This is a genomic window from Acidovorax sp. SUPP1855, from assembly GCF_030158955.1.
Classification (GTDB): Bacteria; Pseudomonadota; Gammaproteobacteria; order Burkholderiales; family Burkholderiaceae_C; genus Paracidovorax.
This window is the reverse complement of record NZ_BQXI01000004.1, coordinates 100,995-124,727: the sequence shown is the minus strand read 5'-3', so window position 1 is coordinate 124,727 and position 23,733 is coordinate 100,995. Positions and strand designations below refer to the sequence as shown.

The 23,733-nt window shown below is 68.2% G+C and carries 20 protein-coding genes; 6 read left to right on the top strand and 14 right to left on the bottom strand.

Annotated elements, in window-relative coordinates:
• Positions 1 to 82 precede the first annotated feature (82 nt).
• The 6 genes from AVMA1855_RS05075 to AVMA1855_RS05050 form a co-directional block, all read right to left on the bottom strand.
• Positions 83 to 1,279, bottom strand: a complete 1,197-nt coding sequence (locus tag AVMA1855_RS05075; RefSeq protein WP_284424942.1) for an aminotransferase-like domain-containing protein — start codon at positions 1,277 to 1,279, stop codon at positions 83 to 85.
• 160 nt (positions 1,280 to 1,439) lie between these two features.
• Positions 1,440 to 3,578, bottom strand: coding sequence for a prolyl oligopeptidase family serine peptidase (locus tag AVMA1855_RS05070; protein WP_284424853.1), 2,139 nt, complete (start codon positions 3,576 to 3,578; stop codon positions 1,440 to 1,442).
• A 127-nt stretch (positions 3,579 to 3,705) separates the two neighbouring features.
• Entirely contained in the window at positions 3,706 to 5,292 is a 1,587-nt protein-coding gene (locus AVMA1855_RS05065) for a RimK family ATP-grasp domain-containing protein (RefSeq protein WP_284424852.1), read from the bottom strand.
• A gap of 1 nt (position 5,293) precedes the next feature.
• The gene (locus tag AVMA1855_RS05060; RefSeq protein ID WP_284424851.1) at positions 5,294 to 6,439 is read right to left on the bottom strand and encodes a GNAT family N-acetyltransferase/peptidase C39 family protein; all 1,146 of its coding nucleotides are present in this window, start codon (positions 6,437 to 6,439) and stop codon (positions 5,294 to 5,296) included.
• Positions 6,432 to 6,563: a hypothetical protein gene (locus AVMA1855_RS05055; protein WP_272564113.1), complete on the bottom strand. Its 132-nt coding sequence runs from the start codon at positions 6,561 to 6,563 to the stop codon at positions 6,432 to 6,434. Before AVMA1855_RS05055 ends, AVMA1855_RS05060 begins: the two co-directional genes overlap by 8 nt.
• A gap of 11 nt (positions 6,564 to 6,574) precedes the next feature.
• Positions 6,575 to 6,955 (bottom strand): hypothetical protein, encoded by a 381-nt coding sequence (locus AVMA1855_RS05050; RefSeq protein ID WP_284424850.1) that lies wholly within the window; start codon positions 6,953 to 6,955, stop codon positions 6,575 to 6,577.
• Between the two features lie 169 nt (positions 6,956 to 7,124).
• Between AVMA1855_RS05050 and nth the strand changes: the two genes are divergently transcribed.
• Positions 7,125 to 7,763 (top strand): endonuclease III, encoded by a 639-nt coding sequence (gene nth, locus AVMA1855_RS05045; RefSeq protein ID WP_272564115.1) that lies wholly within the window; start codon positions 7,125 to 7,127, stop codon positions 7,761 to 7,763.
• A gap of 133 nt (positions 7,764 to 7,896) precedes the next feature.
• Here the strand turns inward: nth and AVMA1855_RS05040 are convergent, their stop codons facing one another.
• Positions 7,897 to 9,312: a YcjF family protein gene (locus tag AVMA1855_RS05040; RefSeq protein ID WP_284424849.1), complete on the bottom strand. Its 1,416-nt coding sequence runs from the start codon at positions 9,310 to 9,312 to the stop codon at positions 7,897 to 7,899.
• Between AVMA1855_RS05040 and AVMA1855_RS05035 the strand changes: the two genes are divergently transcribed.
• Both AVMA1855_RS05035 and AVMA1855_RS05030 read left to right on the top strand, forming a co-directional pair.
• Complete coding sequence (locus AVMA1855_RS05035) at positions 9,311 to 10,639, top strand: MFS family transporter (protein WP_284424848.1); 1,329 nt, start codon at positions 9,311 to 9,313, stop codon at positions 10,637 to 10,639. The two genes, AVMA1855_RS05040 and AVMA1855_RS05035, sit on opposite strands and share 2 nt — an antisense overlap.
• 317 nt (positions 10,640 to 10,956) lie before the next feature.
• Positions 10,957 to 12,537 (top strand): tyrosinase family protein, encoded by a 1,581-nt coding sequence (locus AVMA1855_RS05030; protein ID WP_284424847.1) that lies wholly within the window; start codon positions 10,957 to 10,959, stop codon positions 12,535 to 12,537.
• A 96-nt stretch (positions 12,538 to 12,633) separates the two neighbouring features.
• Here AVMA1855_RS05030 and AVMA1855_RS05025 read toward each other — a convergent pair whose 3' ends face one another.
• From AVMA1855_RS05025 to AVMA1855_RS05000, 6 genes are all read right to left on the bottom strand, one after another.
• Entirely contained in the window at positions 12,634 to 13,383 is a 750-nt protein-coding gene (locus AVMA1855_RS05025) for an aspartate/glutamate racemase family protein (RefSeq protein WP_284424846.1), read from the bottom strand.
• 31 nt (positions 13,384 to 13,414) lie between these two features.
• Complete coding sequence (locus AVMA1855_RS05020; protein ID WP_502870265.1) at positions 13,415 to 14,221, bottom strand: GntR family transcriptional regulator; 807 nt, start codon at positions 14,219 to 14,221, stop codon at positions 13,415 to 13,417.
• Positions 14,218 to 15,117: an ABC transporter permease gene (locus tag AVMA1855_RS05015; RefSeq protein WP_272564119.1), complete on the bottom strand. Its 900-nt coding sequence runs from the start codon at positions 15,115 to 15,117 to the stop codon at positions 14,218 to 14,220. Before AVMA1855_RS05015 ends, AVMA1855_RS05020 begins: the two co-directional genes overlap by 4 nt.
• Positions 15,118 to 15,209: 92 nt before the next feature.
• Positions 15,210 to 16,124 (bottom strand): ABC transporter permease, encoded by a 915-nt coding sequence (locus AVMA1855_RS05010; RefSeq protein ID WP_284424845.1) that lies wholly within the window; start codon positions 16,122 to 16,124, stop codon positions 15,210 to 15,212.
• Between the two features lie 86 nt (positions 16,125 to 16,210).
• Positions 16,211 to 17,494 (bottom strand): ABC transporter substrate-binding protein, encoded by a 1,284-nt coding sequence (locus AVMA1855_RS05005; protein ID WP_284424844.1) that lies wholly within the window; start codon positions 17,492 to 17,494, stop codon positions 16,211 to 16,213.
• Positions 17,495 to 17,606: 112 nt separating this feature from the next.
• A complete protein-coding gene (locus AVMA1855_RS05000; RefSeq protein ID WP_284424843.1) occupies positions 17,607 to 18,695 on the bottom strand; it encodes an ABC transporter ATP-binding protein in 1,089 nt (362 codons plus the stop codon).
• Between the two features lie 277 nt (positions 18,696 to 18,972).
• On the opposite strand from AVMA1855_RS05000, the gene AVMA1855_RS04995 reads away from it, so the two are divergent.
• Together AVMA1855_RS04995 and AVMA1855_RS04990 are read left to right on the top strand one after the other, a co-directional pair.
• Positions 18,973 to 19,860 (top strand): DUF6402 family protein, encoded by an 888-nt coding sequence (locus AVMA1855_RS04995; protein WP_284424842.1) that lies wholly within the window; start codon positions 18,973 to 18,975, stop codon positions 19,858 to 19,860.
• 449 nt (positions 19,861 to 20,309) lie between these two features.
• Positions 20,310 to 20,693 carry a hypothetical protein gene (locus tag AVMA1855_RS04990; protein WP_284424841.1) on the top strand — a complete coding sequence of 128 codons (384 nt, stop codon included), beginning with the start codon at positions 20,310 to 20,312 and terminating at the stop codon, positions 20,691 to 20,693.
• A 58-nt stretch (positions 20,694 to 20,751) separates the two neighbouring features.
• Here the strand turns inward: AVMA1855_RS04990 and AVMA1855_RS04985 are convergent, their stop codons facing one another.
• Positions 20,752 to 21,897, bottom strand: coding sequence for an alginate lyase family protein (locus AVMA1855_RS04985; RefSeq protein WP_284424840.1), 1,146 nt, complete (start codon positions 21,895 to 21,897; stop codon positions 20,752 to 20,754).
• A gap of 416 nt (positions 21,898 to 22,313) precedes the next feature.
• On the opposite strand from AVMA1855_RS04985, the gene AVMA1855_RS04980 reads away from it, so the two are divergent.
• A complete protein-coding gene (locus AVMA1855_RS04980; RefSeq protein ID WP_284424839.1) occupies positions 22,314 to 23,696 on the top strand; it encodes a hypothetical protein in 1,383 nt (460 codons plus the stop codon).
• Positions 23,697 to 23,733 lie beyond the last annotated feature (37 nt).

Below are 23,733 nucleotides of genomic sequence, written 5' to 3'. Positions count from 1 at the left end.
GCCATGAAAAAAGGGCGCCATGGCGCCCTTGGGGTGGTCAGGGCAGCGCCAGCGGGCGCCGCGCCGGTCCGCAGCCGGCCGGTCAGGCGCGCACCGCCTGGCCCAGCCGGGCCACGCCCTCGCGGATCTTGTCCACATCGGCCGTGGCGAACGACAGGCGCAGCGTGGCGTGGTCGGGCTGCGCGCAAAAGAACGGCGTGCCGGGCACGAAGGCCACGCCCTGCTCGATGGCCTTCTTGGCCAGCACATTGCCGTCGGCCACCTGGCCGCGCGCGCCGGTGAGGCGCGCCCAGACGAACAGCCCCCCCTGCGGCTGCACGAACGCGATGGCATCGCCCAATTCCTTGCGCAGCGCGTCGCCCATGGCCTGGGCGCGCTCGGCATACACCGCGCGCACCTTGGCCAGCGTGGCGGGCATGCGGCCGGCCTTGAGGTACTGCGCGGCCGTGGTCTGCGCGAAGGTGCTGGTGTGCGCATCGCTGAACTGCTTGCACATGGTGGCCTTGGCCAGCAGCTCGGCCGGGGCGATGAGCCAGCCCACGCGCAGGCCGGGGCTCAGCACCTTGCTCAAGCTGCCGCAGTGCACCAGCAGATCGCGGCTGCCGGGCACGTCGGCCGACAGCGCCAGCAGGCTGGGCGGCGGCGCCTCGCCGAAGTACAGGTCGCCGTAGGGGTCGTCCTCGACGATCAGCGTCTGGTGGCGGGCGGCCATCTCCAGCACCTTTCGGCGGCGCTCCAGGCTCAGCAGCGCGCCGCTGGGGTTGCCGAAGGTGGGGATGAGGTAGACGAACTTGGGGCGGTGCTCGGCGATGAGCTTTTCCAGCGCTTCGGTGTCCACGCCTTCGCCATCGACCGGCGCGCTGATCAGCTCGGCGCCGTAGAGGCGAAAGCACTGGATGGTGGCCAGGAAGGTCGGGCCTTCCACGATCACCTTGTCGCCGGGGCTGATGAGCGTCTTGCCCAGCAGGTCCAGCGCCTGCTGGCTGCCGGTGGTGACGATGAGGTTGTCGGTCGCCACGTCCCTGGCGCCCTTGCTGCCCATGAAGGCGGCCAGTTGCTCGCGCAGGGCGTTGTAGCCCTCGGTGGCGCCGTACTGCAGAGCCGCGCCCGGCTCCTCGGCCAGGGCTTTATTGGAGGCCTCGCGGATGCCGTCCACGTCGAACATCGCGCTGTCCGGAAATCCCCCGGCAAAGCTGATGATGCCGGGCTTGCCCAGCAGCTTGAAAAGCTCGCGGATCGCGGAGGTCTCTACATTGTTCAGTCGGTCGGCGAATTGCAGGGGCATGGTCGGGGTCTCACTTTCTGGATGCGATTGTCGCCAAATCGGCGTGGCGTTTTCCTGCGTGTGGTGCCAGTGCACGCGGCCGGCGCGCCGGGGCCGCGGCGCGCCGGCACGGCGCCGGTGGCGAAATGCTGCGCCGCTGCGGCCGACACGGCATTCAGCGGGCGGCGTTGGCCACCGCGGGCCGCGGGCCCAACTGCTGCCACAGGTAGGCGAACTCCAGCGCCAGCAGGTGGGCGCGCTGCGCGTTGTCGGCCGCGCCGCCGTGGCCGCCTTCGGTGTTCTCGTAGTACAGCAGGTCGTGCCCCTGCGCCAGCATGCGCGCGGCCATCTTGCGCGCGTGGCCGGGGTGCACCCGGTCATCGCGTGTCGAGGTGGTGAACAGCACCCGGGGATAGCGCGCATCGGCCCGCACCTGGTGGTAGGGGCTGTAGCGCGCGATGAAGGCCCAGTCGGCCGGATCGTCCGGATCGCCGTACTCGGCCATCCACGACGCGCCCGCCAGCAGCGTGTGGTAGCGCCGCATGTCCAGCAGCGGCACCTGGCACACCACGGCGTTGAACAGGTCGGGCCGCTGCACCATCACCGCGCCCACCAGCAGCCCGCCATTGCTGCCGCCCTGGATGCCCAGGTGCGCGGGCCGGGTGACGCCGCGCGCGATCAAATCCTGCGCGATGGCGATCAGGTCGTCGTAGCTGCGCTGCTTGTGTTCGCGCACCGCCGCCTGGTGCCACGCCGGGCCGTACTCGCCGCCGCCGCGCAGGTTGGCCACCACCAGCACGCCGCCCTGCTCGCACCAGGCCCGGCCGTAGTCGGCGGCGTACCAGGGCGTGAGCGCATGCTCGAAGCCGCCGTAGCCGTAGATCAGCGTGGGGTTGCTGCCATCGGCCTGCGCGCCGCGCGGCCACAGCACGAAATACGGCACGCGCGTGCCGTCGGCCGACGTGGCGAAGCACTGCTCGGTGCGCATGCCTTCGGCATCGAAGCGCGCCGGCCCGGCCTTGAGCAACTCGCGCTCGTCATCGGCGGTGCGGGCCAGGAACAGCGAAGCGGGCGTGGTGAAGTCGGTGTACGACAGCAGGTAATGCTCGGCCAGCGGGTCGTCGGCCAGCAGCGGGTCGTGCAGGGCCGTCACGCCCAGTTGGCCGGGGAACGGCGTGTCCACCGCGCGGCCGACGAAGGGACCGCCCTCGCCCCCGGGCCGGCGCCACAGCTCCAGCCGCTCGGCCACGTTGTCCATCACCTGCAGCAGCACGTGGTCGCGCGTGGTGTCGTAGCCGGCCAGCGAGCGCGTGGCCGTGGGAGTGAACAGCGCCGCAGCCCGGCGCTCGCCGCGCAGCCAGGCCGCCGCGTCGGCATGCAGCAGCGAGCCGGCGGCGAAGTGCGCCTCCCCCAGCACCAGGTCGCTGCGCAGCTCCAGGAGCAGCGTGCCGCGCACGAAGTCGGGAATGGCGTCGTCCGGCACGTCCAGCCGCACGGGGGCGGCATCCGGCGCTTCGGCAGGCCCCTCGGTCAGCCAGACCTCGTGGCGGTAGAAGTCGATCATGCGGGTGAACACGGTGCGTTCGAAGCCCGGCGTGCGGTCCACGCCCACCCCCACGCCCACGTCCGACGCCTCGCCCTCGAACACCGTGACCGCGCTGGCCAGCGGCGTGCCGCGCCGCCAGCGCTTGATGATGCGGGGGTAGCCCGATTCGGTCAGGGAGCCCTCGCCGAAATCGGTGCTCACGTAGACCGTTTCGGCGTCGATCCAGGTCACGTCCGACTTGGCCTCGGGCAGGGCGAAACCCGCTTCGACGAACTGCCGCGACACCAGGTCGAACTCGCGGATCACCGTGGCGTCGGCCCCGCCGCGCGAGAGCGACACCAGGGCGTGGCGGTACTCCGGGCCCAGCACCTCGGCCCCGCCCCAGACCCAGTTCTCGTCCTCGGCCAGGGCGAGGGCATCCAGGTCGAGCACCGTCTCCCACGCGGGTTCGGGCGCGCGGTACCCGGCCAGCGTGGTGCGTCGCCACAGCCCGCGGCGGTGGTGCCCGTCCTGCCACAGGTTGTAGAGCCAGTCGCCACGCCGCACCACGCTGGGAATGCGGTCCTTGGCGTCCATGATGTCCAGCAGCTGCTCGCGCGTGGGGGCATATTCGGGCCGGGCCGTCAGCACCGCCTCGGAATGCGCATTGCGCTCGCGCACCCAGGCCAGGGCGCGTTCGCTGTCCACCGCTTCGAGCCACTGGTGGGGGTCTTCATCCTGCGCGGGATCGTGGGCGGGCGTTGCGATGGGCGGCGTGGATTCGGGCATGGGTTCCTTGAGGGATGGCGTTCCGGGCCGGCACGGCCGGTCTTCGGAGATTTTCGCCGCCCCGGCTTGCCCTGTGCCGGACCGGGGCTTGGCCGGAGTTTTGCGAGGCAGCGGGCCCTGCCGCTTGCTACCGCGCGGGCACGGCCGCACCGGTGCCGGCGGGCTCGGACCACCGCGCCGTCCCCTGGCAGGCGGCCAGGTGCCGCGGCGCCGGCCCGCTGCAGGGGGGCGCAGCGCCCTCCCGGTTCAGCCGCCAGTCCATGCGCGCGAGCAGATGGCCCAGCAGCGTGCGGTACAGCGCATCACCCACCAGCGCATCCTCCACGCCGGCGTCCAGGTTCGGGTTGTCGTTGATCTCGATGACATGGGCGCCGGCCGCATTGCACTTGAGGTCCACGCCGTAAAAGCCGTTGCCGACCAGCCGCGCCGCGCGCGTGGCGGCCTGCAGCACCGGCGGCGGCACGGCATCCAGGGACACGGCCTGGGTTCGGCCCTCCACGTACCCGCCGTCTTCGCCGTGCCGCAGGATCTGCCAGTGGCCTTCGCACATGTAGTACTTCGCTGCGAACAGGGGCTCCCCGCCCACCAGGCCGATGCGCCAGTCGAAGTCGGTGTACATGAACTCCTGCAGCAGGATGATCCCGGACTCGCGGAGCATTTCGCGCGCAATGGCGTGCAGCGCCTCGGCGTTCTCGGCCTTCTTCACGCTGCGGCTGAACGAGCCGTCCGGCACCTTCACCACCACCGGATAGGCCAGGCCCCGCGGCAGATCGCCCAGCGTGCGGCGGCTCACGAGGTGCGTGCGCGGCGTGGCGATGCCGTGGCCCTTGAGCAGCTCGGCCAGGTACGCCTTGTTGGTGCATCGCAGGATGGATACCGGATCGTCGATCACCGGCATGCCCTCGGCCGCGGCTTTCTTGGCGAACTGGAAGGTGTGGTGGTTGACCGCCGTGGTCTCGCGGATGAAGAGCGCATCGAACTGGGTCAGGCGCGAGAAATCCTTCTTCTCGATCAGTTCGACCGCGATGCCCATGTCCTGGCCCACGTCCACGATCTTCTGCAGCGTGCGGCGGCTGGACGGCGGCAGCGGGTCGTTGGGGTCGTGCAGGATGGCCAGATCCATGCGCGGCGCGGCCACCGGCGCGGCGGGGCGCCAGTGGCGGCGCGTGAAATGCGCCAGGGCCTCGTCGAACAGGCCGTCGCGGTGGGCGTCCACATCGCGCGGATCCAGCGATTGCAGCGCGGCGACGTGCCAGCCGGGCGATGGCTCGCGCCGCTGCAGGTGCAGCCGCAGCAGCGGGCAGCGGAACAGCTCGAAGCTCTTGCGCGCAAGGGCGGTCAGTTCGGCGTCCTCCGCCAGCCCGAAGAACACGTGCAGGGTGAGCGAGCTGACGGACTGCGGCACGCTGTCCAGCGGACCGATCAGGCGGTCCAGCACAGTCAGCGAGGCGGCCTGCTGCTTGCCGCGCTGCAGGGCCACGATGGTCTCGACGCTGGGCGTGACCCGGTCGCCCCGCGCTTCGGCCAGCAGCGAGCAGTAGTAGCCCATGCCCAGGTAGCTGTAGTTGCGGCACAGGTTGGTGACCTTGCGCGCACGCGCTCGCGGGCGCGGCTCCTCGGCGATGAACGCCTCCGCGGTGACGATGCGCACCCCGGGGTCGCTCCAGCGGAAATCCGAGCGTCTTTCCACCACGATCACATGTTCTGAAGTCACTTCAAGGCTTTCTGGACAGGATGACGGCCGCTGTCCGGCGGCGGCGCCCGTAGCGGGCCATCTTCTTGAATTCGGACAGGCTCACCGACACGCCGCCGTCGCACTCGCCCGAACGGGCCATCGGGTCCAGCACCCGGAATACCGTGCCGTCGAAGCCGGTGATGACGACCCAGTGCGGTGCCTTTTCACGGTGCAGGCGCCACAGGCTGATGAGCACGATGGGCACGTGCCCGTGGCGCAACTGCTCGATCACGCGCTCGGGCGAGACGGGCAGCGCGAACACCGGCGCGCCATGCGCCACCAGTTCGGCGCGGAAGTCGTCCTCCACGCGCTGGATCACGCGCTTCTTGTGGGGCTCGCGCACGCTGTCCATGAAGAGCGACGAGCCCGCGGCGGCGTACACCGCCACACCGAAGCCACGGCGCAGGGCGGCGCAGGCCAGGCCGAACGGGCCGCAGCCGCCATGGCCCGCGGCCATGAACACCGTGGTCGCCTCGCGCCACAGGCGGATCTCGGCGGCCTGGTCCAGCACGGTGTCCGGCGCCAGGGCCGACATGGCGATCAGCAGCGCGCAAGGGCCGCAGGTGAAGTCGAGCGTCTGTCCGTAGTGCCGAGCCCCTGGCAGCATCAGCCGGTCCCGGCGGTGGCCGTCGAACACGTCCTTCTCGAAGCGGATCGCATCCGCGCCGTCCGCGTAATAGGCGGGCGCGCGGCCCACCGCCACGAACCCGAAGCGCTGGAACAGCCGGTGGGCGGCCACGTTCTCGGCCCGGCTCTCCAGACGCAGCAGTGCGCAGCCCCAATGGCGCGCGCAGTCCAGCGCCTCCGCCAGGAACGCACTGGCGATGCCACCCTGGCGCGCCTGGGGCGCCACCGCGATGGAATACAGCCTTGCCACCGAGGTGCCCCGGCGGCGCAGGACCACGCAGGCGCCCAGCAGCGAGCCGCTGCCCGGGACCGCGCCCGCCGCCGGCCGCGCCACCATCACGCGGGCCGAACGGCTGCGCAGCAGGCGCCGCCAGCTCGGCAGCGAGATGCGGTCTCCCAGGAACGAGGCGCGCTCGATCGCCTCCAGCGCGCGGGCATCGGCAGGCACGCCGGCATCGATCGCCCGCCCGGGCGTGGCACGGGGCCGGGCCTTATTCATGATCGCGCCCGCTGTCCGGGCGCGGGGCCGGGCGCTCCATCCAGTACAGCAGGCACCAGGCGCCGCCGAGCGGCAGGAAGACCACGAGCAGGGCCAGAAAGAGGTGCAGGGCAACGTCGTGCATCGAACAGGTTCTCAGTGCATCCAGTGGGTGGGCCGGGCGATGCGGCCGAATTCCGCGCAGGGCATGCCGGCCGTCAGCAGCCGCAGGCACGCGGCCAGTTCGCCGCGGCGCACGTTCATCTCCATGCGGATGCAGTGCCGGGCCGCATCCACGTCGATGCGGTAGCCCTGCACGCGCGGGCCCAGGATGCGGTGCAGCGAGCGGCGCCCTTCCAGCACGTCGGTATGAAAGAGGCGCAGCGGCAGCACGACGATGTCGCTGTCGGCCGGCGGCCGGGCCTCCAGGGCCACGCGGTGAAGGGTCTGAAAAGCGCAGGAATGCGGCATGGGGCGAGTCGCCGCCACGGGGCCGGAGGGGTGCCGGCGGGCGGTGGCGGGCTGCGGGTGGAACATGGCCCCAGTCTAGGAACGCCGGCATAAAAACGCCGTAAAAAATGCGCCGGCGCCCGTCAATTCCCCGTCAATCCGCCCGGGCGGCGGCCCACCGCCGTGCCGGCAGGCGCCCGGGCGGCCGGCTGCGGGACAATGCGGCTCCCCGCGTGCCCACAACGACATTCCCACCATGAAGACCGCGCAGATCGAACCCTTCTTCGCCGCCCTGAAGGCCGCCAACCCCATGCCCAACACGGAGCTGGAATACACCACCGTGTTCGAGCTGCTGGCCGCGGTGCTGCTCTCGGCCCAGGCCACCGACGTGGGCGTGAACAAGGCCACGCGCAAGCTGTTTCCGGTGGCAGGCACGCCGCAGGCCATCCTCGACCTCGGGCTGGAAGGGCTGGAGGGCTACATCAAGACCATCGGCCTGTACCGCAGCAAGGCCCGGCACCTGATGGCCACCTGCCGCATCCTGGTGGAGCAGCACGGCGGCGTGGTGCCCCGCACCCGCGAGGCGCTGGAAGCCCTGCCCGGCGTGGGCCGCAAGACGGCCAACGTGGTGCTGAACGTGGCGTTCGGCCAGCCCACCATGGCGGTGGACACGCACATCTTCCGGGTCAGCAACCGCACGGGCCTCGCGCCCGGCAAGAACCCGCTGGCGGTGGAGCTGCAGCTCATGAAGCGTGTTCCTGCAGCCTACGCGGTGGACTCGCACCACTGGCTGATCCTGCTGGGCCGCTACGTGTGCCAGGCGCGCAAGCCGCGCTGCTGGGAATGCGTGGTGGCGCCGTACTGCGACTACCAGCCCAAGACCCCGCCGCCGTGACAGTACGGCTGGGCATCAAAAGTGCTTCCAGCGCAATTGATACTAGGGCGTATAGCTATATTTTTCATAGCAGACCACCCCTGGCGCCCGGGGTGGCGGATTCACCCCACGGCCGGCACCGCGCGCCGCCGGATCAGGCGCGCAGTTCGCGCAGCAGCTTGCCCACATCGAGGCCCTGCGCACGTTGCTGGATCTGCGGCGCGTAGCGCTGCTGCAGGTTGCGCGCCTCGTCCACCGTGCGCGAGAACGACGTTTTGAGCGCGTCCTTGCCCAGCGTGCGGCCCCCGGCGTAGTAGCGCTGCGCCACCTTGCCCAGCGCGTACGTGGTGGCGAACGAGAACGCCGAGCCCGTGGCGGCGCTTCCCACCGCGCGGCCCATGCCGCCCATCACCTTGCCCAGCAGCCCGCCCACCAGCTTGCGGCCGAACTGCTCCACATACTGCGAGGTGAGGCCCACGCCCACCGTGGCGAGAAAGTCGGTGATGTGGCCCTTGTCCAGCTCGTAGCCGTACAGCTTGCCGATGCGGTAGACCAGTCGCGTCTGCAGCGGAATGATCGCCATGGAGGCCAGCGACTGCGGCAGCAGCTCCAGCGCCCCGTTCAGGATGGAGGCATTCAGCACCATGGAGTCGATCTCGGCCGCATGGGGATCGACGGCCGGCGCCGGCACCGGTGCCAGCGCCTGGCCCGGGGCGAAGACGGCCGCGGTGCCCGCCGCCACCGCCGCAGCGGCACCCGCCCCCGCCACGGCGATCGCGGCAGGCTCGGCCCAACCCTGCGACGCGCCTTGCGAATCAACGGGCGCATCGCGCAGGGGCGCAGCCGCCAGCGCATCGGCCTCGCGCACCACGGCGGCGGCTTCGTCCGGCGCCATCTGCAGGGCCGTGCCCAGGCGTTGCAGAAAGGCCTTTTCCTGGGCATTGCACACGCCGTCGGCATCGCACACGCCCACGGCCATTTCGTAGGCCAGCTGGCGCAGCGCGGGCGTGTCCAGCGCCTGGGCCGCGTCTTCGATGCGTACGCGCTGCAGCAGCACGTCCTGGTAGAGCTTCATCAGGTCCAGGCCGGTGCCGGCGCTGAGCGACTCGGCCAGCTGGCGCAGGTGTTCGCGCTCGCGCTCGTCCTTGTGTTCGTCGGCAAAGGCCGCCATCAGGCTGATGGCCATCACGGCGCGGGTGTGTTCGGGTTGCATGGATCGGTATTCCTCGGGTGGCAAAAACGAAAAGGCGTCAAAGGGGAGAGGCGGTCGGCCGGCGCCGCGTGGCCGTGCCGCCGGCCTCCAACAGGCTGGCGGGCCGGCGCGGTGCCGATCCGGGTTCCCGCTGCGCTGTGTGCGTTGGTTTTGCAGAGGAAGGAAAGCGCAGCCGCCGCAATGGCAGAGCGATCCCCGGGCTGCATCTAGGAGCGAAAGCGCGGTTTTCAATAGGCTGGTGGCGCGATGCCGGATTTGGCTGACAGTCAGGACTTCGTCGTCCCGACGACAATGCGGCCTGCCACAACAACACACCCTGCATGCCGCGCATGCGGACCAGAAAGGCCCGTCTTCCATGACTGCATCCGTCCCCACCGCGGCCGACGCCGACGCGCCCGCGCCACGCGCCTACACCGCTGAAGAGAAGCGCCACCGCGTCTTCTCCATCATGGCGGCCTCGTCGGGAAACCTCGTCGAATGGTTCGACTTCTACGTGTATGCCTTCTCGGCGCTGTACTTCGCGCCGGCCTTCTTCCCCAAATCGGATCCCACCGCCCAGTTGCTGAACACCGCCGGCGTGTTCGCCGCGGGCTTTCTCATGCGGCCCATCGGCGGGTGGCTGTTCGGGCGCATCGCGGACAAGTACGGGCGCAAGACCTCGATGCTGATTTCGGTCACCATGATGTGCGCGGGCTCCCTCGTCATCGCCGGCCTGCCCACCTATGCCGCCATCGGCGCCTGGGCGCCCTTCCTGCTGCTGATGTGCCGCCTGTTCCAGGGGCTTTCGGTGGGCGGCGAATATGGCACCACCGCCACCTACATGAGCGAGGTGGCGCTGCGCGGCCAGCGCGGCTTCTTATCCTCGTTCCAATACGTGACGCTGATCGGCGGGCAGCTGCTGGCGGTGCTGGTCATCGTGATCCTGGAGACGCTGCTGAGCGAGGCCGAGCTGAAGGCCTGGGGCTGGCGCATCCCGTTCGTGATCGGCGCCATCTCGGCCGTGGTCGCGCTGCTGCTGCGCCGCACCCTGCACGAGACGCAGACCGACGCCGCCAAGCAGAACAAGGAGGCCGGCACCATGGGCGGGCTGTTCCGGCACCACAAGGCGGCCTTCTTCACCGTGCTGGGCTACACGGCCGGCGGCTCGCTGATCTTCTACACGTTCACCACCTACATGCAGAAATACCTGGTGAACACGGTGGGCCTGCCCATCAAGACCACCAGCTACGTGATGACGTGCGCGCTGTTCGTGTACATGTGCATGCAGCCGCTGTTCGGGGCGCTGTCGGACCGCATCGGCCGGCGCAACAACATGCTGCTGTTCGGCGCGCTGGGCGCGCTGTGCACGGTGCCCATCCTCACGGCGCTGCAGCACACGACCAGCCCCTACGTGGCCTTCGTGCTGATCGCGCTGGCCCTGGCCATCGTGAGCTTCTACACCTCCATCAGCGGTATCGTGAAGGCCGAGATGTTCCCGCCCGAGGTGCGCGCACTGGGCGTGGGCCTGGCCTACGCGGTGGCCAACGCGATCTTCGGCGGCTCGGCCGAATACGTCGCGCTGGGGCTCAAATCCATCGGCCATGAGACGGTGTTCTTCTGGTACGTGACCGGCATGATGGTGCTGGCGTTCGTGGTCAGCCTGCGCCTGCCGCGCCAGGCGAGCTACCTGCACCACGACCATTGACGGGGCCGGCCCGGCCGCATCGGCAGGGCCGCACCGCCCCCCCGCATCGCTCCGCGCCCTGCCGCCGAGCGCCTGGGCCACCGAATTCAGAACTTTTAAGGTGCCGGCCAGTGGCCTCGCCAGGGGCGGCACCCGGTGCGCTGCAGCGAAAAAATCCATGCCCGACAAGGACTTGGCACTGCCATCGGGCCGCGCCAGCACCCTGCGCAGCCCTTCGCCCGCGCCTTCGCGGGCCGCCCGCCCCCGCGTACATTGATCGCCGTGGCACGGGCCCTGACCCGCGCCACGGCAAAAAAATCAATTCGGAGGACCGCGGCATGAGCCATTCCCATACTTCCCGCAGGCAAGCCCTGCAGCACCTGGCCAGCCTGACCGCCGGCTTTTCGTTGTGGAGCCTGCAGCACAGTGCCGCCTGGGCGCAGAACCCGGCCGACAACCCGCAGAACTGCGCCCCGCCCCCGCCGCCCGGCCCGGCCACGCCCTTCCAGGGCGGCAAGATCGCCGTCAAGCCACGCAAGAGCGCCTTCGCCCTGACCGACGCCGAGATCGCCAGCCTCACCAAGGGCTGGCAAGGGCTGCGCGACATCACCGCCCAGAACCCCAACAGCCCCACCGGCTGGCTGCGCCAGAGCTACGTGCACTGCTGGGCCTGCGGCGGCGGCACCGACGGCCAGCAGGGCGAGGAAATCCATTCGAGCTGGTGGTTCCCGCCATGGCACCGCGCCTACCTGTTCTTCCTGGAGCGCGCCCTGGTCAAGGCCTCGGGCGACCCCGACCTGCGCCTGCCGTACTGGGACTGGAGCACCCAGAGCCCGTCGACCCAGACCTTCCCGCAGATCTACGCCAGCGCCGGCAGCGCCCTGTACGATCCGCTGCGCAACCCCGCCAACGTGAAGCCGGGCGCACGGATCCCTGCCGCCTTCGTGGGCCCGAAGGCCATGTCCATCGTGCTGAACTCGCCCACCTATGCCTTGTTCGGCGGGGTCAACACGGCCATCGGCGGCGGCAGCCCCGGCGCGCTGGAGACCATTCCCCACAACCACGTGCACGTGTGGACGGGCACCGATGGCAGCCAGTCGCCCAACTACGGCTCCGACATGGGCGTGCTCTCCACGGCCGCCCGCGACCCGGTCTTCTTCGCCCACCATTCCAACGTGGACCGCATGTGGAGCAGTTGGGTGGCGGTCGACCCCTCGCACACCAACCCGCCGGATGCGGACTGGAACGGCCACGCCTGGAACTTCTACGACGAAAACGGCGTGTGGACTTCCATGAAGGTCAGCGACGTCGTCAACTCCGAAAACCTGGGCTACGTGTACGACTCCCTGGCCACACCCCCGAAGCCCCTGCGCAGCGCCGTGCGGACAGCAGGCGCCCACCAGCCGGCACCGGCCGAGAACGCGGCCGTGGCGCATCCCGCGCAGCCGCTGGTGGTGCTGGCCGCGCCGCAAAAGCGCAACCTGGGCACCGCGCCCGTCACGCACAAGGCCGCGCTGCCGGAGGGCTTTCGCAAGCCGCTCGCCGCGCTGGCGGCCAACCAGTCGTCGCGGCTGTACCTGCTGCACATCGACGACGTGACCACCCCGCCCGACCGCAGCGTGAGCGCCAAGGTGTACGTGAACCTGCCCAACGCCAACGCCAGCACCACCACCGAGTCGCCCAACTTCGTGGGAATGATCTCCAGCGTGGCCAAGACCACGCCCGCGAACACGGCGGGGCATGCGGCGCACCACCAGGCCGGTATCCGCTATTCGTTCGTGATCGACGAGGAGACGGCCCGCTTGATCGCGCGGGACAAGGCCGTCACCGTAACGCTGGTGCCGGTGGACAGCAACGGCGCGACGCCGCGCCGCTCACAGCTGAACTACGGCCGGATCACGCTCACGCCGCTGCCCTGAAGAACCGGCCCTGAAGGCCAGGCCCCGGCCCGACGCGCAGCGCGCTGGCTGCGCAGCGGGCCGGGGCCTGCGCTTTTTCAGGCCGCTGCGGGCCCGTCAGGTTGGCGCGGGGGTGAGCCCCAGCACCGCCAGCTCGGGCGACACCCGCTCCCAGGCCACGTCGCACCGGGGCTGCGCGCGCTCGCTTGGCAGCGCGGGCGTGCGCAGCGCCCATTGCGCGCCGGCCACCACGCTGTCGATCACCGGCACGCCCACCTCGGGCTGGATGGCGCCGGCCATGCCGGCCAGGCCCGCGCCCCCGAGGATGACGGCCTGCACGCCCATCTGCCGCACCACGTCGCGGCAGGCCTGGGCGAGCAGCGCCCGCGCCGCCGCAGGGTCCGCGGCCAGTTGCGCGCCGGTGGGTGCCACCGTGTGGATGCCCGCCAGCATGGGCGCATGCCCCAGTGCCTGCGCCAGGCGCTGCAGCATGGGCCCCCAGCGCTCGCCGCCGGTGACGATGCCAAAGCGCCCTTGCCGCGCCGCCGTGATGAAAGAGGCCTCGGCCAGCCCGGTCACCGGCACGGGGCTGCTCTCGCGCAGCGCCATCAGGCCCGGGTCGCCGAAGCAGCCGACCAGCACCGCATCGGTCGCGCTGCCGCCGTCCGCCAGCGCCGCGGCCCAGGCGTCCAGCGCGGCGTGCGAGGCCACCGCGTAGCTGGCCTCGCAGGCGATGTAGGGCGCGCCGAACCGGGCCGTGGCCGTGCGCACCTGCACGTGCGATCCGGCGGCGGCCTGCACGTGGCGCTGCAGCAAGGCGCTCACGCTGGCCGAGGTGTTGGGGTTGATGACGAGCAGTTGGCGCATGCGTTGCCTTGTTGTCCGGGTGCACGGCGCGTCAGACCGCGCGGCCCGCGCCCAGCAGTTGCACCAGGTCCGGCGCCGCGTCCTGCGGGGGCGTGAATTCGAGCTGCGATTCGATGCGCGCCAGATGGTCCAGCATGCGCCGCGCGGCCTCGCCCGCATCGCGCAGGCGGATCGCGTCGATCAGCGCGCGGTGCTCGCGGCAGCCGCAGGCCGTGGCCTCTTCGCGGGCCTGCACATGGCTGGGGCTGTAGGTCATGAGGATGAGCGAGGTGCGCGACACCAGCTCGCGCAGGATGCGCCCCAGCGTCTGGTGGCCGGCCGCCTGCGCGATGTGCAGGTGAAAGTCCCCCGACAGCCGGATCGCCCGGCGCATGTCCCCCGCCTGGCGCGAGGCCTCTTCGTCGGCCACGCTCTGCACCAGCCAGGCCACGTCCTGCGCGGTGGCCGTCTCCACGAAGAGCGACACCAGGCGCGGCTCGATCAGGCGGCGCGCCTCGAACACCTCGCGCGCCTCCTGCACCGTGGGCTGGGCGATGGAGGCGCCGCGGCGCGGCGTGAGGGTGACCACCTGCTCACCCGCCAGGCGCACCAGCACCGGCCGCACGCGAGTGCGCGACACGCCGAAGGCCATGGACAGCTTGTCTTCCACCAGCTTGGTGCCGGGCGGCAGGCGATGGTCCAGGATGGCCGAGACCATGCGCTCGTACATGTCGTTGTCGCTCAGCAGGCCGTCGTCGGCATCGGTCGCGGGCAGCGCCGCGGTGCGCGGGGACGCGGCACGACGGCGCGGCGCGGCCGCCGCACGGGGGGCGCGGCCGGCGGGTGCGGGAGGCTTCATCGGGCGGCCCCCGCGCGGCGCCCGCGCCCGAGCAGCCACACCAGCGCCAGGGTGAGCCCCATCACCACGAAAGAGACCACCGTGGTCAGCGTGCCCAGCGCGTAGATCGACGGCGTGGTCACGGTCGATGTCAGCCCCTGCAGTTCCAGCGGCAGCGTGTTCACGTCGCCGATGGCCTGCGAGGTGCGGGCGATCTCGTCCCAGCTCAGCGTGAAGCCGAACATGCCGATGCCCACCACCGACGGCGCCACCAGCGGCAGCACCACGTGCGCGAAGCCCTGCCACGGCGTGGCACCCAGGTCCCTCGCCGCCTCTTCGTAGGCCGGGTTGAAGCGGTTGAACACCGCGAACATGATGAGCAGGCCGAACGGCAGCGTCCACGTGAGGTGCGCGCCCAGGGCCGAGGTGAACAGGCCCAGCGAGGTGCCGAAGCCCTCCAGCGTCTCCTGCAGGCCCAGCCAGCCCAGCACCGCCTTGATGGCGGTATCGATCAGGCGGAACTCCAGCCCGATACCCAGCGACACAATGATGGACGGCATGATGAGACTGGCCACCACCACGAAGAACAGCGTGTTGCCGCCCGCCAGCCGCTTGCGAAAGGCCAGGCCCGCCAGCACCGACAGCACCACGGTGCACGCCATCACGGCCAGCCCGAGGGCGAGCGAACGCCGCAGCGCCGCGCCGATGTCCACCACGCCCAGCCCCTCGGCCAGCTGGCGGAACCAGTGCAGCGACAGGCCGCGCATCGGAAAGGTCAGCCCGCCTTCGGGGCCCTGGAAGCTCAGCACGAAGATGACCAGCATGGGCCCGTACATGAACAGCACGAACAGAACGAACACCATCGCCAGCAGCCAGAAGCTGAGCGGGCGCGGCTCGCGCAGGCGGGTTTTGTTCATGGAAAGGGCCTCCATGCCGTGGGAAAGACCAAGGGGGCGGTGCCCGCGCGGGGCACTGCGGAAAAGGATGTGCGTGCGTGAACGGCCATGGCTCAAAGCTCCTTGCGGATGTCCACCAGCCGCGTGAGCCCGTAGATGATCATCAGCACGACGGCCAGCAGGATCACGGCGTTGGCCGCCGCCAGCGGAAACTGCAGGTACGAGGTCTGCACCTGGATGATCTTGCCCACCGAGGCGATCTGCTGCCCGCCCATCACGCCGATGGTGACGAAGTCGCCCATGACGATGGTGATGACGAAGATCGAGCCGATGATGATGCCGGTGCGCGACAGCGGCACGATCACGTTCCACAGCGTCTGCCAGCCCGAGGCGCCGGAGTCGCTCGCGGCCTCCAGCAGGCTGCGGTCGATGCGCATCATGCTGTTGAAGATGGGCACGATCATGAACATGGTGTACAGGTGCACGAAGGCCAGCACCACGGAAAAATCGGAGAACAGCAGCCACTCGATCGGGGTCTGGATCAGGTGCAGGTCGATCAGCGTCTGGTTCACCAGCCCATTGCGCCCCAGCAGCGGCACCCACGAGATCATGCGGATCACGTTGGAGGTCCAGAACGGAATGGTGCACAGCACGAACAGCAGCGTCTGCATGCCCGGCGAGCGCACGTGGAAGGCCAGGAAATACGCCACCGCGAAGCCCAGCACCAGCGTGATGCCCCACACCAGCAGGCTGAACTTGAGGGTGGACAGGTAGGTGCGCAGCGTGGTGCACAGGTCGGCCGTGTTGCCGCAGCCCTCGAACACCGACAGGTAGTTCTTGAAGGTGAAGCCGGGCAGCAGCTCGTATTCGTTGAAGTCCCAGAAGCTCACCATCAGGATGAGCCCGAGCGGAACCAGAAAGAACAGCACGAACACCGCGGTGAACGGCGCAGCCTGCCACCAGGCCGCGATGCCGCGGCCGGGCGCGGCGGCCACTGCGGCGGTCTGGGAGGTCGAAGGAGGGCTCATGGTGCAGTGGAACGTGCTGAAAGGGACGACGAAAGGAGCATGCCAATCGAAGAGGCCGGGCGGCAGGCGCCGCCCGGTTTCATCGGTCAGGCCGCGACGAATTCATTCCATTTCTGGACCATGTAGTTGTTCTCGTCCATCAGCGCGTTCCAGCAGGCGATGCCACCCATGCGCGACTCGTAGCTGCCGCCGTCGCGCACGCTGCCGGCCTTGGCCAGCAGGTCGCCGTTCGGGCTCTTAATGTCCTGCGTGGCGGGCTTGCCTTCCATCCAGTAGGCCCACTCGTAGGCCTCCATCTTGGCCTTGGCGGTCTCCAGCACGGCGCTGTAGTAGCCCTGGCGGTTGAGGTAGGCGCCGGCCCAGCCGTCGAGGAACCAGTTGATGAACTCGTACGCGCCGTCCAGTTTCTTGCCCGACAGCGTGGCCGGCAGCCCGAAGCCCGCGGCCCAGGCGCGGTAGCCCTCCTTGAGCGGCTGGAAGTTGCAGGCGATGCCCTTGGTGCGCACCGCCGTCACGGCCGGGCTCCACATGGACTGGATCACCACCTCGCCCGAGGCCATCAGGTTGACCGACTCGTTGAAGTCCTTCCACAGCGCGCGAAACTGGCCGGCGCGCTTGGCTTCGATCAGGGTCTTGATCGTGAGATCGATCTCCTTCTTGGTCATGTTGCCCTTGTCGGGGTATTTGTACAGGCCCATGGCCTCGACCACCATCGCCGCATCCATGATGCCGATGGAAGGAATGTTCAGGATGGCCGTCTTGCCCTTGAACTCGGGGTTCAGCAGCTCGGCCCAGGAATCGATGGGGCGCTTTATGAGGTCGGGGCGGATGCCCAGCGTGTCGGCGTTGTACACGGTGGGAATCAGGCTCATGAACTGCGTCGGGCTCTTGGCGAACACCTTGCTCTTTTCGCCTTCGAGGTAGATCACCTTCTTGGGCGCGGTGCCCTGCTCGCCCACGGCCTTGCCGCCCACCATGCCGGTGGTGAACAGCGGGGTGATCTTGTCGGCATTCTTGATGCGCTTGGTGTCGATGCCCTTCAGGTTGCCCGTGGGCACGATCTTCTTGAGCGAGAAGTACTCGGTGTCGATCAGGTCGAAGCTGTTGGGCGCGGTGACGGCGCGCTTGGTCACGTCGTCCGTGGTCACGGCCACGTACTGGATCTCGATGCCCGTGTCGGCCTTGAATTTTTCAGCGATGGCCTTGTCCTGGTTCACCGCCGTGCCCAGGTAGCGCAGCACGATCTTCTCCTGCGCATGGATGGCCGGGAACATGCCGGCGGCCAGGATGCCGGCCGTGCCCTTGAGCAGCGAGCGGCGCTGCACGGCGGACGACGGGGCAGCGAGGGATTCGGAAGACGCATCGGACATGGAAAGCTCCTAGGTTGAACGAAGGGACAGGGGGGAAAGGGAAATCTTTTGTCAGTCAGCAGCGGTAGGAACCGTGGCGCCCGGTGGGTTGCGGCTGCCGGCCTGCAGCGCCTCAGACCGACACCGCGACGGCGGCGCCTGCCGAGGCCGGTGTGGCCGGCGCCTGCAGCGGATGCGCGCGCTCAGGCCGCCAGTGCAGGCGCACCGCATCGCCCACCTGGTAAGGCCGGGCGGCATAGCCGTCTTCGGACACCATCACGGAATACGCGGCGGTGGTGCTGGACGACACCACGGCGCCTTCGTCCTGCAGGCCCAGCAGCACGTAGGTGCCCTGGTACTCCACATCGGTCACCACCGCGCCGATGTGGCTCGACCCGGCCGGCAGCGACTCACCCACCGCGGCGATCTGCAGGTGGTCGGTGCGCACGCCCACTGGGCCGGACTGTCTGGCGATCACGTTGTGCCCGCCCATGAAACGTGCAACGAATTCGCTCGCGGGCCGGTTGTAGACCGTGTGCGGCGAACCCACCTGCTCGATGCGGCCATGGTTCATCACCACCATCGTGTCGGCCAGGGCCATGGCCTCTTCCTGCGAATGGGTCACGTGGATGAAGGTCAGCCCCAGTTCCTTTTGCCAGCGCCGCAGCTCGGCGCGCATCTGGATGCGCAGGAACGGGTCGAGCGCGGACAGCGGCTCGTCCAGCAGCAGCACGCGCGGTTCGGTGATGAGGGCGCGCGCCAGCGCCACGCGCTGCTGCTGCCCACCCGACAGCTCCGCCGGCTTGCGGTCGGCCAGGTGCCCCATCGCCACCCGCTCCAGCAGCGCCCGCGCGCGCGCCTGCCGCTCGGCCTTGCCCACGCCCTTCATCTTGAGACTGAAAGCCACGTTGTCCAGCGCGGACAGGTGGGGAAACAGCGCGAAGCTCTGGAACATCATCGCCGTGCCCCGCTCGGCCGCCGGCAGATCGGTGATGTTGCGGTTTTCCAGCAGCACATCGCCACTGGTCACCGACTCGTGCCCCGCGATCATGCGCAGCGTGGTGCTCTTGCCGCAGCCCGAAGGCCCCAGCAGGCAGCAGTAGCTGCCGCTGGCAATGCGCAGATCGATGCCATCGACGGCAGGCTTGCCCTGCGCGTAGCGCTTGGTCAGCGCAACGATTTCGATGGCGGCGGGGGCTGGGGGGTGGGAGGTGGCGTCCATGCCGGGGCATTACGCAAGCGCCATGCCAGCCTGGAATACGGTTTTTGCACCATTTTGTATACAAAACAGGGCGATTGTGGAGGTGGTGCATTGGTATGGCGACTGATGGCACCAAGCGCGTTATGCGCCCGTTGGTTACGTGATTATTATGCAAATAAAGTAATAAAAAGTTACTGAACCAGCCATTAATTCAAAGAAGCTTTTAAGATGCGCCGCGCGGCTTCGCTCCAAAGCGTCGCAATGAAAAAATACATAACGCCGTGCTGTCAGGGAGAAAATGAAAAATATATGGGAAGAAACGGCACTCCGTGCCAACCGCGTAGTAGCTCAACCCATCGGACTCAATGCGGAATATCCAGCATCTCAATGCTTCAAGAATTTGCAATTGGCCGACATCCCCGGCGTCATGGACCAGAAGGGATTTCGAATAGGCTCGGCGCTGATGCGAAGATGGTTCTCGAGTCCTTCTTTCATAATGCCTTCCGGCTGGAAAAGAGCCGATGCCACCGACTTCGACCACCGATCAATCAGTCCTCAGTACATCGATCAAACGACTGTCACTATGGCTTGGGCTTTGAGATTTGGGCGCACTCAGGAAGTCGTGGATGAATTAAGGCGCGTTATCGCAGGACAGCTGTCGCCTAGAAGTCATCAAATCTCCAAAGACAGACTTGCAAGCAGACTGAAACGCGCGGGTAAGTTGAGCGCCCAAGCAGTGCCATTCGGCAATAGTCGATCCGCTGTCGATCTTCACGAAACCACGCATGTGAACTCCAGAAACGTCAGTGCAAACAGTGTTGAAAAATTGACGGATCCCATTGACGATATGTACTGCGCACTGGGTGCATTTACGCTCCATGCTTCTGCTGAAGGCATGGTCACGCCACTCCGAGGGATGTTGGGAACACCCTCCCATCGTGTCGAAATCCACAGTCTGAACTTCTACCTTCGTGATAGCTACGACTTTTCAGGAGATCAAATGTTGGGAAATTGGAACAACGCCGATATACGTACCTTTCCAACTTCTAACCTGTACATGGCTGAAAACGCAAGTTTTCAGCGTTGGCGAGATGTCCATCGTAAAGGCGGCGACTTCCTCATCTTTTCGGATGTTTACAGAGAAAAGCTCAGCACTCCTTTGACTTGGGATGTACAGGCTTTTTGATATGTCCCTGCCAACACATGAACCATTGCCAGTAAAGCATGCGCAAAAAAGATCGAGGAAATTATCAAAGGTCTTGATTGTTTTTTGCCTCTTGGTCGCGGCAGGAATCTGGATTCTTAGTCAATTCAATGATCCTTTGAAAACTGCAAAACTGGAAAACACGAATATTTGCGGCAATGGAAATTACAGCTTGCAAACATTCGCGTACCGAAACGGGGATGGCTACGTTCAATTAATTGACCAGGCTGGGCGAGTCCACGGTCAATCGTATTTTTCAGAAGGGACTGACCTAGGGCCCATCTGGTCAGACGATTGCAAACAGGTGAGTGTCAACACAGACAAAGACCCGGTGTCGTTGAGCGTACAGCCGTGAGGCCAAATCGGGCTCCGCAAGTCAGGGTCTCGCAACGGTCAGTGTTCGTTCGAGCATCTATACCCAATCCCTTCCCATGAAATCCCACACCTCTTCACTCTCCACCCACCGCGCGGCCTTCCGCCAGCCCCGCTTTTGGCAGACCTGGCCGCGATGGGCCTTGCTGCTTCTTGCGGGCATGCCGATGGCCCTGTTGGCCGGCTCCCTGCTCTCCTCCCGCGCTTTCAACACCGCAGAACTCATGCACACCGATGTGTGCGGCGGGGGTGACTACAGCCTGGAGTTCTACGACTACAGCGACGGCGCGGGCTACGTGAAACTGGTGGACCAGGCCGGGCGGTCGTATGGGCGCGCCGAGCATTCGGACGCCGACGCGCTTCGCCCGGTGTGGGCCGACGATTGCCTGTCGGTCACGGTCAGCACGGACCGGCGTCGCGTGCGGCTGGAGGTCAAGCCCTGAACGGCCCCCTGGCCTGCGTGCCCTAACGCGTTCACGCTGGGGGCCGGCGCCCCGCCGCTCACCCTCCCTGGTTGCGTGCGGCAGGCAGCCGGCTGAACGCCAGGCGCCAGTTCGGGCGACCTCCGCTGAGCCGCTCCGCCAGGGCAGCGCACTCGGGGTCGTAGGCGGCGGCCAGGAACAGCAGCGGCAGTGCGTCGCGCGGCTCGTACAGGCTGCCGACCACGTGACCCCGCTCGCCGTTGTCCGATCGCGCCTTGTCGAAGCGCACGTCGCTGCCCACGAATTCGGCATGCGTCTTCTCGCCCCTCAGATACGGCATCAGCCACGCCACGCTGTGGGCGATGGAGGCGCCGTTCGCCGCCTTCCAGTGGTAGAAATCCTCGCCCTGCTCCGCGAAGGCCAGCGCCAGCGTAACGAGCGGGCGCAGGTCGTACACGTGGTAGGACAGCGCATCGCGCTCCTGGAAATCGACGCTTTCGCCGCTGGCAAGCAGGTTGTCGTTGATCTGCGCACGCAGGCCGTCCCGGGTGTAGGCGATCAGCCGTGCGTCGCCGATTGCGAAGCCGATGAGGCCGACGATCTTCAGGCGATGGCTGTGCCAGTTGTTGGTGGCGGTTTTCTTCTTCATCTCCCGCGACCCCATCTCGGCTTGAGCAATACGGCGCATCCAGCCATCGACCGATTCGCGTGTGGAAGCGCCCAGGTCGGCCCGCACCAGCCGATAACCGAAGATAGCGGGCTCCAGGCCGGTTTCATCGATGGGCTGGCCGGTCGGTCGGTTGACCTGTGCCCAGCGCAGCAGGTAGTCGCCCGCCTTCGCCGCATGGCGCGGGTCGTGGTCGAGCCGGTAGGTGATGGCCAGCGCCTGGATCTTGTCCATGTCCTGCAGGCCCGCTTCGGTCTGGGCCTTGAGCGGATCGCCCCGCAGCCGGCCGCCAGTGGTCAGCACGGCCACGGGCCGGGGCTCGCTCTTCATCGCGTCTTCGGCGATGCGCCGCTGGGCGGCCATGGCAGTGCGCCATGCGGGGACGGTGGCCGATTGTTCTCGCGCCTGATCCCATTGTCGGGGGGTGGGCCAAAGCGTTTGCGCCTGCGCCAGGCAAGCGCCAGACAGCGCCACCCAGGCGAGAGCCGCCAGGACGGCCTTGCGCCCGCTGCGGGGAGAAGGCACCGCGTGCCGCACTTTCCATAGAACCATTGACATTGATCTTCCCTGGTGGATGGCTCCGCACTGCACTGCGCAAGCGGCGGACTGCCGTGCAGAACGCACACGGTGAATTGAGGAGGCCACCACCGGCGCGATGGCCCAGAAAGCCGGAGGACAGGGCAGTCGCCAAGCGAATCCGGTGCACCGACAACGGCACCGAACCATGATGGCGTGCGGCCGCATCGCCCGTGCTTCCAACGGTTTCAGCCTGGGGCGCACCCATTCATCGGCATTCGCGCACGCACGCCTCGCATGCGCATTCCGCCTGGAAGCATGTACCCATCGAGATTGAAACACCTATTTACATAAACACTGGCGAAAGATAGTCTGGCGCCGATTTCTACTGCCTCGGGCCGCACATGGGCACATGGTTGCCCCTTCGGCCCCACCGCCATCACCCAGGAAAACGACCTGTGAACCACTCCAGAACCATCCGCCTCTCCCTGCTGAATGCCGCCCTCGCTGCCGCGTACCTGGTCCATGCCCCCTTGGCCCAGGCCGCAGACGTACGGATCACCGTGCCCTCGGCAGGCGGCTTCGTGGTGCGCAGCGCCAATGGGACGCAAGAGGGACTGCGCGTGCAGGATGGCGGCGGCGTCTTCCTGCCCACCCTCTCCACGCGGACGCCCGTGGCCACGGTGCTGTGCTTTGAAACCACCACGGGCGCGCTGGGGCCCTGCGCAGCAGGCGTGGCCGCAGGCCCGACCGGCGCCACAGGTGCCGCGGGCGCCACAGGGGCGACCGGTGCCGCAGGCGCCACAGGGGCGACCGGCGCCGCAGGCGCCACAGGGGCGACCGGCGCCGCAGGCTCCACAGGGGCGACCGGTGCCGCAGGCGCCACAGGGGCGACCGGCGCCGCAGGCGCCACAGGGGCGACCGGCGCCGCAGGCTCCACAGGGGCGACCGGCGCCGCAGGCTCCACGGGTGCCACCGGTGCCACGGGTGCCACCGGCACGGCGGGTGCCACCGGTGCCACAGGACCTGCGGGCACCGCCGGCGTTGCCGGCGCCACGGGAGCGACCGGTGCCGCAGGGCCGACAGGCGCCGCCGGTGCGACGGGAGCGACCGGGTCGACAGGTGCCACGGGCGAGGGGTATGCCAACGGCACGGCCGGCGGGCAGATCACCGTAACGTCATCGTCCGCGCCTTTCAGCCCGCAGGCGCCCGTCACGCTGACGGGAGACGCGGGCCTGAGCAGTGCCGGCGTGCTCACCATCGCGGACGGCGCCATCACCGGCAACAAGATCGCCAACCTCACCGTGGCCAACTCCAACATTGCCGTGAATGCCATCACCACCAGCAAGGTGGCGAATGGCACCGTCACCACCAGCAAGATGGCCGACCAGGCGATTTCCACGCTCAAGCTGCTGGACTCGGCGGTGACCAACGTCAAGCTGGCCGACGATGCGGTAAGCGTGTCCAAATTGCAGGGGGGTGCCTCCGCCGCAGCCCGAACCTACCTGCGCTCGGACGGCGTTTGGGTGCAGCCCGGACAGCTCGTACAGGGCGGCACCCTGACATCGGGCTCCACCGTGCCCAGCACCCCGACCGGAGGGGTGTACTACGCGGCCCAGGGCGGCAGCACGCTGAACCTGCCCCCCGCGAACGTGGCGGGGCAGACGCTCACCATCATCACCCTCGATCCACAGAACGGCGCGTCGGTCATCCTGCAGGCCTCGGGCGCGGACACCATCGTGAATGCAAGCTTCAGCGGCAACGGCATCGGCAGTACCTTGCAGGGCGCCTTCAAATACTTCCTGCTGAGCGACGGCAACGGGCGGTGGTTCGTGAACTGAAGCGTTCCGGGCGCAAAATGGCGGCGCCTTAACCACC

What these genes read in the sequence shown, in the direction of transcription:
- AVMA1855_RS04990 (WP_284424841.1), top strand. Translation starts at nt 20,310, where the DNA reads ATGAAATCCCACACCTCTTCACTCTCCACCCACCGCGCGGCCTTCCGC.
- AVMA1855_RS05035 (WP_284424848.1), top strand. Translation starts at nt 9,311, where the DNA reads ATGACTGCATCCGTCCCCACCGCGGCCGACGCCGACGCGCCCGCGCCA.
- AVMA1855_RS05070 (WP_284424853.1), bottom strand. Translation starts at nt 3,578, where the DNA reads ATGCCCGAATCCACGCCGCCCATCGCAACGCCCGCCCACGATCCCGCG.
- AVMA1855_RS05025 (WP_284424846.1), bottom strand. Translation starts at nt 13,383, where the DNA reads ATGCGCCAACTGCTCGTCATCAACCCCAACACCTCGGCCAGCGTGAGC.
- nth (WP_272564115.1), top strand. Translation starts at nt 7,125, where the DNA reads ATGAAGACCGCGCAGATCGAACCCTTCTTCGCCGCCCTGAAGGCCGCC.
- AVMA1855_RS04985 (WP_284424840.1), bottom strand. Translation starts at nt 21,897, where the DNA reads ATGTCAATGGTTCTATGGAAAGTGCGGCACGCGGTGCCTTCTCCCCGC.
- AVMA1855_RS05060 (WP_284424851.1), bottom strand. Translation starts at nt 6,439, where the DNA reads ATGAATAAGGCCCGGCCCCGTGCCACGCCCGGGCGGGCGATCGATGCC.
- AVMA1855_RS05050 (WP_284424850.1), bottom strand. Translation starts at nt 6,955, where the DNA reads ATGTTCCACCCGCAGCCCGCCACCGCCCGCCGGCACCCCTCCGGCCCC.
- AVMA1855_RS05055 (WP_272564113.1), bottom strand. Translation starts at nt 6,563, where the DNA reads ATGCACGACGTTGCCCTGCACCTCTTTCTGGCCCTGCTCGTGGTCTTC.
- AVMA1855_RS05030 (WP_284424847.1), top strand. Translation starts at nt 10,957, where the DNA reads ATGAGCCATTCCCATACTTCCCGCAGGCAAGCCCTGCAGCACCTGGCC.
- AVMA1855_RS05015 (WP_272564119.1), bottom strand. Translation starts at nt 15,117, where the DNA reads ATGAACAAAACCCGCCTGCGCGAGCCGCGCCCGCTCAGCTTCTGGCTG.
- AVMA1855_RS04995 (WP_284424842.1), top strand. Translation starts at nt 18,973, where the DNA reads ATGAAAAATATATGGGAAGAAACGGCACTCCGTGCCAACCGCGTAGTA.
- AVMA1855_RS05000 (WP_284424843.1), bottom strand. Translation starts at nt 18,695, where the DNA reads ATGGACGCCACCTCCCACCCCCCAGCCCCCGCCGCCATCGAAATCGTT.
- AVMA1855_RS05005 (WP_284424844.1), bottom strand. Translation starts at nt 17,494, where the DNA reads ATGTCCGATGCGTCTTCCGAATCCCTCGCTGCCCCGTCGTCCGCCGTG.
- AVMA1855_RS05020 (WP_502870265.1), bottom strand. Translation starts at nt 14,221, where the DNA reads ATGAAGCCTCCCGCACCCGCCGGCCGCGCCCCCCGTGCGGCGGCCGCG.
- AVMA1855_RS05040 (WP_284424849.1), bottom strand. Translation starts at nt 9,312, where the DNA reads ATGGAAGACGGGCCTTTCTGGTCCGCATGCGCGGCATGCAGGGTGTGT.
- AVMA1855_RS05010 (WP_284424845.1), bottom strand. Translation starts at nt 16,124, where the DNA reads ATGAGCCCTCCTTCGACCTCCCAGACCGCCGCAGTGGCCGCCGCGCCC.